Source organism: Pseudomonas sp. NPDC079367, from assembly GCF_044542195.1.
Taxonomy (GTDB): Bacteria; Pseudomonadota; Gammaproteobacteria; order Pseudomonadales; family Pseudomonadaceae; genus Aquipseudomonas.
The window spans coordinates 121,774-128,715 of the sequence record NZ_JBITTW010000009.1 but is presented as its reverse complement, the minus strand read 5'-3'; the positions used below and the strand labels follow the sequence as shown (position 1 = coordinate 128,715).

Annotated in this window: 6 protein-coding genes and 1 tRNA gene; 6 read left to right on the top strand and 1 reads right to left on the bottom strand. The window is 59.9% G+C overall.

What is annotated here, in order from left to right:
• From purC to ACIGDJ_RS11430, 5 genes are all read left to right on the top strand, one after another.
• Positions 1-674, top strand: a 674-nt coding sequence (purC, locus tag ACIGDJ_RS11450) for a phosphoribosylaminoimidazolesuccinocarboxamide synthase (RefSeq protein WP_397504554.1), incomplete at its 5' end; no start/stop codon positions are given.
• A gap of 84 nt (positions 675-758) precedes the next feature.
• Positions 759-848: transfer RNA gene (locus ACIGDJ_RS11445), tRNA-Ser, on the top strand.
• 120 nt (positions 849-968) lie between these two features.
• Entirely contained in the window at positions 969-2,324 is a 1,356-nt protein-coding gene (chrA, locus tag ACIGDJ_RS11440) for a chromate efflux transporter (protein WP_101158523.1), read from the top strand.
• A gap of 239 nt (positions 2,325-2,563) precedes the next feature.
• Positions 2,564-3,448 (top strand): manganese catalase family protein, encoded by an 885-nt coding sequence (locus ACIGDJ_RS11435; RefSeq protein WP_101158524.1) that lies wholly within the window; start codon positions 2,564-2,566, stop codon positions 3,446-3,448.
• Between the two features lie 77 nt (positions 3,449-3,525).
• Complete coding sequence (locus ACIGDJ_RS11430; RefSeq protein WP_101158525.1) at positions 3,526-4,035, top strand: ferritin-like domain-containing protein; 510 nt, start codon at positions 3,526-3,528, stop codon at positions 4,033-4,035.
• A 48-nt stretch (positions 4,036-4,083) separates the two neighbouring features.
• On the opposite strand, the gene ACIGDJ_RS11425 is transcribed toward ACIGDJ_RS11430, so the two are convergent.
• Positions 4,084-5,073 carry a ribonuclease Z gene (locus ACIGDJ_RS11425; protein ID WP_397478408.1) on the bottom strand — a complete coding sequence of 330 codons (990 nt, stop codon included), beginning with the start codon at positions 5,071-5,073 and terminating at the stop codon, positions 4,084-4,086.
• A 218-nt stretch (positions 5,074-5,291) separates the two neighbouring features.
• Here ACIGDJ_RS11425 and ACIGDJ_RS11420 point away from each other — a divergent pair, with 218 nt between their 5' ends.
• Entirely contained in the window at positions 5,292-6,869 is a 1,578-nt protein-coding gene (locus ACIGDJ_RS11420; RefSeq protein WP_256589768.1) for a histidine kinase famiy protein, read from the top strand.
• Positions 6,870-6,942 lie beyond the last annotated feature (73 nt).

The following is a 6,942-nucleotide window of genomic DNA, read 5'->3' as shown; positions in this document are numbered from 1 at the left end:
CGGTTTACAAGACCGACGACGCTGACCGCTTGATCCTGCTGTTTCGCAACGATACCTCGGCGTTCGACGGCAAGCGCATCGAACAGCTCGATCGCAAAGGTATGGTGAACAACAAGTTCAACGCCTTCATCATGCAGAAGCTCGAAGCGGCCGGCGTGCCGACCCAGTTCGACAAACTGCTGGGCGACAATGAATGCCTGGTGAAGAAGCTCGACATGATCCCGGTCGAATGCGTCGTGCGTAACTACGCTGCCGGCAGCCTGGTCAAGCGTCTGGGCGTCGAGGAGGGCATGAAGCTCAATCCGTACACCTTCGAACTGTTCCTCAAGGACGACGCCAAGGGCGACCCGTTCATCAACGAATCCCACGTCGTGGCATTCGGTTGGGGCACCGCCGAGCAACTGGCGCGCATGAAGGAACTGTCGCTCAAGGTCAACGAAGTCCTGAGCAAGCTGTTCGACGACGCTGGCCTGCTGCTGGTCGACTTCAAGCTTGAGTTCGGCGTGTTCAGCGACGGCTCCATCGTCCTGGGCGATGAGTTCAGCCCGGACGGCTGCCGCTTGTGGGACAAGGACACCAAGAAAAAGATGGACAAGGACCGCTTCCGCCAGGGCCTCGGTGGTGTCATCGAAGCCTACGAAGAAGTCGCCGCTCGTCTGGGTGTACCGCTTTAATCGACGCAAGCATCTGATAGCACGGAAAAAATTTCGTTTGGGGGGTTCGCAACCAACGAAAGTGTTGTTATGATGCGCGCCGTTGGAGAGATGCCAGAGTGGCCGAATGGGACGGATTCGAAATCCGTTGTACCTTCACCGGTACCTAGGGTTCGAATCCCTATCTCTCCGCCATTATTGAACAAGACGAAGCCCCCGTAATCATTGCTGATTACGGGGGCTTTTTCGTTTCTGGCGTTTTGTTCGTTGCGCTTTTCCGGTACAACCTGCCGACTGCATGAAAGGAACAGCTCGATGAGTGAAGTTCAGCCATTGGTGGGTGATGACGACGTGAAGCCGCAGGCCGTCAGTTTGCGCGAGGCGTTCTGGTTCTGGCTGAAGCTGGGCTTTATCAGTTTTGGCGGGCCGGCCGGGCAGATTTCAATCATGCACCAGGAGTTGGTCGAGCGGCGGCGCTGGATTTCCGAGCGGCGTTTTCTGCACGCGCTGAACTATTGCATGTTGCTGCCGGGGCCTGAGGCGCAGCAATTGGCCACTTACATCGGCTGGCTGATGCACCGAAGCTGGGGCGGGGTGCTGGCCGGTGCGTTGTTCGTGTTGCCTTCGCTGTTCATCCTTATTTTCCTGTCGTGGCTGTACATCGCCTTCGGTGAAATGCCGGTGGTGGCCGGGCTGTTTTACGGGATCAAGCCTGCGGTGACCGCCATTGTCGTGCAGGCGGCGCATCGCATTGGCTCGCGGGCGCTGAAGAACAACTGGCTGTGGGCGATAGCGGCGGCGTCGTTTACCGCAATCTTTGCATTCAATGTGCCGTTTCCGCTGATCGTGCTGGGCGCGGCAGTGATCGGTTATTTTGGCGGTCGCCTGGCGCCCGACAAGTTCAGGGTCGGTGGCCATAGCGCGGCGAAAAAGTCTTTTGCCCCGGCATTGATCGATGACGACACGCCAACACCAGTACATGCCCGCTTCAGCTGGACAAAACTGGCCATGCTCGCCGTGATTGGCGCCGCGCTGTGGGCATTGCCCATGGGCGTATTGACCGCGCTATTCGGCTGGCAGGGCACGCTGACGCAGATGAGCTGGTTTTTCACCAAGGCAGCGCTGCTCACCTTTGGCGGGGCTTATGCGGTGTTGCCCTATGTCTATCAAGGCGCAGTCGGCCACTACGGCTGGCTGACCCCGACGCAGATGATCGACGGACTGGCGCTCGGCGAAACCACGCCTGGGCCGTTGATCATGGTGGTGGCGTTTGTCGGTTTTGTCGGCGCTTATGTATCGCAGGTGTTTGGCGCCGATCAGGTATTTCTCGCCGGAGCGATCGCCGCCGCGCTGGTGACCTGGTTCACCTTTCTGCCCTCGTTCCTGTTCATCCTCGTCGGCGGCCCGCTGGTGGAGTCGACACACGATGAACTCAAATTCACCGCACCGCTGACCGCCATTACCGCTGCGGTAGTTGGGGTGATTCTCAATCTGGCGTGTTTCTTCGGCTATCACGTGCTCTGGCCACAGGGTTTCAGCGCCAGCCTGGATTGGCCCTCGGCTTTGATTGCCATTGCGGCGGGCGTTGCGCTGTTTCGCTTCAAGCTCGGGGTTATTCCGGTCTTGCTGGGGTGTGCGCTGGTTGGGCTGGCGGTGCATCTACTGCGTTAAAAATTCTCTGCCAAGGGCGTTCGTGTCGTCATCATCCGCCCTGCAACCACACCGTCTCGAGCCACCCTGACTGAACAAGCGCAAGCGGCAGACTGCCGTTTCGCTTGCTCACGCGGTTCAAACCATTTGTCCTCTGATTGAAAATTTTTTGAAATTTCCTCGCGAGCAGTGCTTCACAAAAGGGTAGGCAGGCTTTTAACCCACGACTTGCCACGCTTATCCGACTGAGGAGATTTGTCATGTTTCTACATAACAAGCGACTTCAATACACCGTTCGTGTCGCCGAGCCCAATCCCGGGCTGGCCAATCTGTTGCTCGAGCAGTTTGGCGGCGCACAAGGTGAACTGGCGGCGGCTTCGCGCTATTTCACTCAAGCCCTGGCCGAGGACGATCCGGGACGCAAGGACCTGCTGATGGACATCGCCACTGAAGAACTCAGTCACCTGGAGATCATTGGCTCGATCATCGTGATGCTCAACAAGGGCGCCAAAGGCCGGATGGCTGAAGGCGTCGAACAGGAAGGCGAGCTGTATCGCTCGCTCAATGGCAACGGCAATGACTCGCACATTACCAGCCTGCTCTATGGTGCCGGTTCGCCGCTGACCAACTCGGCCGGCGTGCCATGGACGGCGGCGTACATCGACACCATCGGCGAGCCTACCGCCGACATGCGCTCCAACATCGCCGCTGAGGCACGGGCGAAAATCGTCTATGAGCGTTTGATGAACGTGACCGATGACCCCGGCGTAAAAGAGGCTCTGGGCTTTCTGATGACCCGCGAGATCGCGCACCAGTTGTCCTTCGAAAAGGCCCTGCACTCGATCCAGCCCAACTTCCCGCAAGGCAAGCTGCCTGGCATGCCTGAGTTCACCAACGTCTATTTCAACATGTCGCAAGGCACCGAAAGCATGCGCGGCCCGTGGAACCAGGGCGACGACTGGGAGTTCGTCGAAAGCCCAGCGCCGGCGGTCGACGGCGGCGATGGCCTGGCCACCGTGCAACTGGACAGCGCCGACGAAGCCCTGCTGGAAAAAATGAAAATGCGCACCATGTCCGACCCCAACAGCGAACCGGTTACCGGTGCGGACCTGGGCTCCGGCGCGCAGGCCAAGCCTGGCTTGTAAGGCACGTGGGGCGCGCCTGACATGCGATGGCGCGGCCCGGTTGATCACTGTGAAATCATCAAGAAGAGGACTCGACAATGGCTACTCCACAGGAAAACCTGCTCGACTGGCTGCGTGACGCCCATGCCATGGAGCAACAGGCCGAACAGATGCTCAAGGCGCAATCCAAGCGCCTGGAACACTACCCGCAGCTCAAGGCGCGCATCGATCAGCACATCGAAGAAACCCTCGGCCAACAGAAACTCATCGACGAATGCCTGCAACGTCTGGGTGGCGATTCATCGACGATCAAGGACCTGGGCGGCAAGTTGATGGCGTTCGGTCAGGCCGTCGGTGGATCGTTGATGAGCGACGAGGTGATCAAGGGCGCCATGGCTGGCTATGTGTTCGAGAACATGGAAGTCGCCAGCTACACCGTCCTGATCGCAGCGGCGAAAGCAGCGGGGGACACGCAGACACAGAAGGCCTGCGAACAGATTCTGCCGCAGGAAGTGGCCATGGCCGAGTGGTTGCTCAAGCACTTGCCGCAGCTTACCGAAGCGTTTCTCGAACGCTCGGCGGATCCGGACAAGGAAGCCAAGAAGTAACCCTGCCCACCGGCGTCCGCCTGCTCACCGGGCGGACGCGGTTTATAGCTAAGGCGCGACTTCCAGAGGTTTGCGCTCGATTGCCACAGGCTGCAAATGCCCAAAGCGGTCGAGGTGATAGCGCTGCAGATCCCGCGCCAGAACCAGTTGGCCGTTGTACAGCGCCGCCGCTTCGCTACGCACATCTTCGATCGACGGACTCACCGCCGGGTTGGCCTGATAGCGCGCGCTGAAGTGCGTCAGCACCAGATTGCGCACCCCGGCGGATTCGGCGAAACCGGCAACAGCGGCGGCGCTACTGTGGCCGTAACTGGCACGCGCGCGGTCGATCGCTGCCTGCACGAATGTGGCTTCATGCACCAGCACGTCTGCCGATTGCGCCACTTCTGCCAGCAGTGCAGGGCGATCGTTATCGCCACAGACGATGATGCGCCGATCAGGGCGTGCGCTGAGCAGATAGTCGCGAGCGTGCAGTGTCCGACCGTCAATCACCACGTCCTGACCATGGGCCAATTGACCCCAGAGCGGGCCGCGTTCGATTCCCTCGGCATCCAGACGCTGAACGTCCAGACGCGGTTCCGGGTCGGATTCGGTGAACACATAACCGTGACACGGCACGCGATGTGACAACTCGATGGTCTGCACCTGGACGTTGACGTTGCGCCACTGCGTGAGCGTTTCCACCGCGTGCAGGTTGATCTCGAATGGCAGGTGCGATTGCGTCACCTCCAGACTCATTTTCAGCCACGGATGCAGCGCTGCCGGCAGGATGATATCCAGCGGCCGCGTGCGCCCGGACATGCCGGTGCTCGCCAGGAGACCCGGCAGGCCCAGGCAATGATCAGCGTGCACATGGGTGATGAAAATCGCCCGCAACTCGCTCAGCGACAGCGGCGTGTGTAGCACCTGATGCTGGGTGCCTTCGCCGCAATCGATCAGGTACCAACCTTTGCCGGCGGACGCGATCAGTGCCGTGGCGCTGACATTGCGCTGGCGGGTCGGCACGCCGGCAGACGTGCCCATAAACAACAAATCCACGGTGGTTCTCCCTGGCGGTTCGGATTTGACTATGCAGACTGCCAGACGCGGTAACCGCGTGCAGTGCTCGGTGTGCTTTCGACACTCAGCGACGCGATTCGGATCCATCGATATTGTGCGGCAACTCATCGGACACCCGTGCTGTCGGCGCCCGGCCTTGGCACTCTTCTCGCTGGTAATGGTCACAGCGAAACGCAATGAGCTTAGCGGAGGTCAACTTGCCAAGAAAATCCAGGCCGATCGTCGACCGCGCCGACGCAGCGGTTCTTTCGCAAGAGCGCAAAGATGTGTTCTTCGCGGCGGTGCAGGTCAGCCGCATGGCCATGATCGTCACCGACCCTGCGCAGCCCGACGATCCCATCATTTTTGCCAACAATGCGTTTCTTGAACTCAGCGGCTACGAGCTGGAAGAAGTGCTCGGGCGCAACTGCAGGTTTCTGCAGGGCGAACAGACCGATCGCGCCGTGTTACAGCAGGTCAAGCAAGCGCTCAAGCACCAGCACGAAACCTGTGTGGAGGTGCTCAACTATCGCAAGGACGGCTCGTCGTTCTGGAACGAGTTGTTTATCGCGCCGTTATTCAACGAGCGCGGGCAACTGGTGTATTTCTTCGCCTCGCAAATGGACGTCAGCCGCCGCCGTGATGCCGAGGACGGTTTGCGTTACAGCGAAAACATGGAAGCGCTGGGGCAGTTGACCGGTGGCATTGCCCACGATTTCAACAACCTGCTGCAAGTGATGATCGGCTACATCGAACTGATCCAGCACACCGTCAAGCGGCCGAGCATTGATCCGCAACGCATTGTGGTAGGCGCCGGTCATGCGCGCGCGGCGGCGGAAAAAGCACGTCTGCTCACCCAGCATCTGCTGGCGTTTTCACGACGGCAGCGGCTCGAAGGTCGGGTGATCAATCTCAATGCCTTGCTCGAGCGGTCAACACTGCCTTCGCATGAATCCGCTGATCTTGAGCCGCGATTCGAACTGGCTGCAGACTTGTGCAATTGCCGCCTCGACCCGGCGCAGGCCGAGATGGCGCTGAATCATCTGCTATCCAATGCCCGCGATGCGCTGAGTCAGCAACAGCAGCCGATGATTACGGTGCAGACCCGCAACGTCGATGTACCGGACGCGGCGGATCCGCATCAGGCCGGACTGGTCGAAGGGCGTTACGTGTGCATCGCGATCGCCGATAACGGCGTGGGTATTGCCGCCGACGATCTCGACAAGGTCATTGAGCCGTTCTACACCACCAAAGAGGAGGGCAGTGGCGCCGGCCTCGGGCTGTCGATGGTCTACGGCTTCGTCAAGCAATCCGGTGGCGTTATCAAGATCGAATCGACGCCAGGCCTCGGCACCACGGTGCGCCTGTTCTTTGCGGCCGACGACAGTCTGCTGGTGAAGTCCGAGTCGTCGCCCGATGCCGAACAGCTCAAGGGCACGGAGCGCATCCTGATCGTCGAGGACCGTCCGGAAGTCGCTGAGCTGGCGCGTCTGGTTCTGTCCGAACACGGTTACCGCACCGACATCGCTGCAAATGCGAGTGAGGCGTTGGCAGGGCTGCAGAGCAACAAGTACGACTTGATGTTCACCGATCTGGTCATGCCCGGCGAGATGAACGGGCTGGCCCTGGCGCGGGAAATCAGCCGGCGCTATCCGACCATGAAAATACTGCTGACGACCGGGTACTGCGCCGACGAGTCGACGGCCAGTGAGCTGGCGGACAATGAATTCGAATTGATCGCCAAGCCCTACGCGCCCGTGGATCTGCTGCGCAAGCTGCGCTCGATGCTCGGCTGAAAAAACGAACTGTTTCCCCATCGCAGACGTCCATCCTTAAGACCGCTATAAGCAGCCAGAGACGGGGCCAACC